The organism is Sphingomonas sp. (genome assembly GCF_025353885.1).
Lineage (GTDB): Bacteria > Pseudomonadota > Alphaproteobacteria > Sphingomonadales > Sphingomonadaceae > Sphingomonas_O.
On the sequence record NZ_JANXNX010000090.1, the window covers coordinates 1 to 2,905 of the forward strand.

The following is a 2,905-nucleotide window of genomic DNA, read 5'->3' on the forward strand; positions in this document are numbered from 1 at the left end:
GCGAAATAGCAAAGTTTCGCGCCCGACGCCGATTTCATTACTTGCAGCGTGCGCCGTCCTTGTCGATCGCCCGGCCCGCCAACGCGCCGCCAGCAGCGCCCAGCAGCGCGCCGAGCGTCGATGAGCCGCCCGGTGCGATGATTCCGCCAAGCACCGCGCCGCCGACACCGCCGACGATCAGGCCGGTCGTGCCATCGTTGCGACGGCAATAATATTGGCCGTTCTGGCCGCGATAGACGCGATCGTTGCGGCTGAGTCGACGCTCGCGATAGTTCGGGGCATCGCGGTAATATTTGTCGGCATAATAAGCGTTGTTGGATGGATCGGGGCGATTATAGTCATAGCGACGATATTCGCGGTACTGATTGTCCGATGCATAACCCGGACCTCCGCTCATGCCATCGCCAGCGCATCCTGCCAGCATCGTTGCCGCAGCCAGTGCAGCCATCAAAACCGTCTTCATCGCGATCCTCCATTATCGTTACGGTTTCATAACACATGACAGGATGGTTGGTTGCCTGCCGCTTTGCACGTTAAGGGGCAGCAGTGACTTACCCACTGACTTACCCGTTAACTTACGATGCGATCATCCTCGGCGCGGGGGCAGCGGGCCTGATGTGCGCGGCAAAGGCCGGGCAACGCGGGCGGCGCGTGCTGTTGATCGATCATGCCGATGAACCCGGCAAAAAGATCCTGATTTCGGGCGGGGGGCGGTGCAATTTTACCAATTCGGCCACGGTTCCCGAACGGTTCCTGTCGGCCAACCCGCATTTCGCGAAGTCAGCGCTGGGTCGCTATTCGCCGCAGGATTTCGTGGCCCTGGTCGATGACTATGGCATCGCCTGGCACGAAAAGACGCTCGGCCAGTTATTCTGCGACGGATCGGCGCGCCAGATCGTCGCTATGCTGTTGTCCGAAGCACCCGCAACCGTGACCCTGACGCTCGGCCAATCGATTACCGACGTCGCGCACGCCGATGGCCAGTTTGCGGTCACCGTCGGCGGCGTGGTCCAGCGGGCGCCGTCGCTCGTCATCGCGACCGGCGGGCCCAGTATTCCGAAAATGGGCGCGACGGGCTTTGCCTATGACCTTGCGCGCAAGTTCGGGCTGAAAATCGTCGAGCCCCGCCCCGCGCTCGTCCCCCTGACGCTCGGTGGCGAGGACGTGCTGTTTCGCGAGCTGTCGGGCGTGGCCGCCCCGACCCGCGTCCGCTGTGGCAAAACTGTGTTCGATGAAGCCAGCCTGTTCACCCATCGCGGCCTCAGCGGCCCCGCGATCCTTCAGATCAGTTCCTACTGGCGGCACGGCGCCGCGATCGGCATCGACTTTCTGCCCGGTCTCAACGCGCGAGACACCCTGCTGGACGCCAAGCGAACGCGCCCGAAAGCCACCGTCCGCAGCATCCTGGCCGACTACCTTCCCGCGCGCCTCGCTGGCGAACTCGCCGAACGGATCGGCATCGTGGGGCTACTCGCCGACCAGTCCGACAAGCGGCTGGTCGAAGCGGCAAGCCAGCTCAACGACTGGCAATTTAGTCCAAATGGAACAGAGGGTTACGCCAAGGCAGAAGTCACCCTCGGCGGCATTGATACCAATGGCTTGTCCCAGAAAACCATGGCAGCAAAATCCGTCCCCGGCCTGTTCGCGATCGGCGAGGCCGTCGACGTCACCGGCTGGCTCGGCGGCTATAATTTCCAATGGGCCTGGGCCTCCGCCGCCGCTGCGGCTGAGGCGCTTTGACCCCATAAACTAGGTGATCAACCAACCAGATCCTTGGTCGCGAACCAGATGACATGGCGCGGCCCGGTGCCGTTGCTCCGTGCACGCACCGCCACCTCCTCGGTCGCAAACCCCGCCTGCCGCAGCCGCTTGGCAAAGGCGGCATCGGGTGCCGCCGACCAGATCGCGAGGATGCCGCCGGGTTTCAGCGCGCGTTTCGCCTGGGCCAATCCTGCCACCGAATAAAGCCGGTCGTTCTCGTCGCGCGTCAGCCCGTCGGGACCATTGTCCACGTCGAGCAGGATCGCGTCATAAGCCCCTCGCTCCCGCGCGATCACCGCCGCCACATCGTCGGTGACCAGGCGCACGCGGCGGTCGTCGAGGCATCCGGCCATCAACGCGACCATCGGGCCCCGCGCCCAGGCAATTATCTCAGACACCAGTTCGACCACCGTCGTCACCGCATCAGCGGGCAGCGCAGCCAGCGCCGCGCGCAGGGTAAAGCCCATGCCATAGCCACCGATCAGCAGATGCGGCCGCTGGCGCTGGCCCAGTCGCGCGCACGTCATCACCGCCAGCGCTTCTTCCGAACCACTCATCCGGCTGTTCATCAATTCATTGCGGTCGAGCACGATCATGAAATCGCCACCCCGCCGGAACAGACGCAGTTCCTGGCCGCCACCGGGGACTTGCGCGGTGCCGAGTAATTCGCGTGGTGTCATTGGCCTGCCTCGATTGAACGACGATCACCGGCGAGCACGGTCGAAATGGTGGACAGGGCTGCTATCCTATTGAAGGACTAATTACTTGAAAAACTTTATCTAAATTCGCATTAAATCGAGCTATGACCCCTTCAGTGCCCCCAAATGTATCCTTATGCTTTTCGGACTACCGGCAGGCCCAGTAAAAGTCAGAGGTTGGGACTTACCAGCCATTCTCGGCGCAAAGGCTAAACTGCAAGTTCCGAGAGGAGCCGACGTTCGCGATTTTGGCCCAGCGGCATTCATCGGGCAACCTGGCCGAGACCTGCTTGCGGTCGTGAGGCAACTCGCGCCCAAATCGAATTCCAAAAATTGTGCCTCTCAGCTCCTGATAAACTCCGGTATGGGGCTGCATCAACGGCGCGAGAATATTTCTAGCGAATGACAGTTCGTCATTCCCGCACGCAGTAAGACTAAGATCCCTT

4 protein-coding genes are annotated in these 2,905 nt (G+C 62.0%); 1 reads left to right on the plus strand and 3 read right to left on the minus strand.

What is annotated here, in order from left to right; genetic code table 11:
* Positions 1–37: 37 nt before the first annotated feature.
* A complete protein-coding gene (locus tag Q0R02_RS09935; protein WP_293883000.1) occupies positions 38–463 on the minus strand; it encodes a hypothetical protein in 426 nt (141 codons plus the stop codon).
* A gap of 83 nt (positions 464–546) precedes the next feature.
* Here Q0R02_RS09935 and Q0R02_RS09940 point away from each other — a divergent pair, with 83 nt between their 5' ends.
* A complete protein-coding gene (locus tag Q0R02_RS09940) occupies positions 547–1,740 on the plus strand; it encodes an NAD(P)/FAD-dependent oxidoreductase (protein ID WP_293883002.1) in 1,194 nt (397 codons plus the stop codon).
* Positions 1,741–1,757: 17 nt separating this feature from the next.
* Here the strand turns inward: Q0R02_RS09940 and Q0R02_RS09945 are convergent, their stop codons facing one another.
* Together Q0R02_RS09945 and Q0R02_RS09950 are read right to left on the minus strand one after the other, a co-directional pair.
* A complete protein-coding gene (locus Q0R02_RS09945; RefSeq protein WP_293883005.1) occupies positions 1,758–2,441 on the minus strand; it encodes a spermidine synthase in 684 nt (227 codons plus the stop codon).
* A 202-nt stretch (positions 2,442–2,643) separates the two neighbouring features.
* Positions 2,644–2,905, minus strand: a 262-nt coding sequence (locus Q0R02_RS09950) for a hypothetical protein (protein ID WP_293883008.1), incomplete at its 5' end; no start/stop codon positions are given.

Coding starts and splice junctions, on each gene's coding strand:
- Q0R02_RS09935 (WP_293883000.1), bottom strand. CDS start 463: ATGAAGACGGTTTTGATGGCTGCACTGGCTGCGGCAACGATGCTGGCA.
- Q0R02_RS09945 (WP_293883005.1), bottom strand. CDS start 2,441: ATGACACCACGCGAATTACTCGGCACCGCGCAAGTCCCCGGTGGCGGC.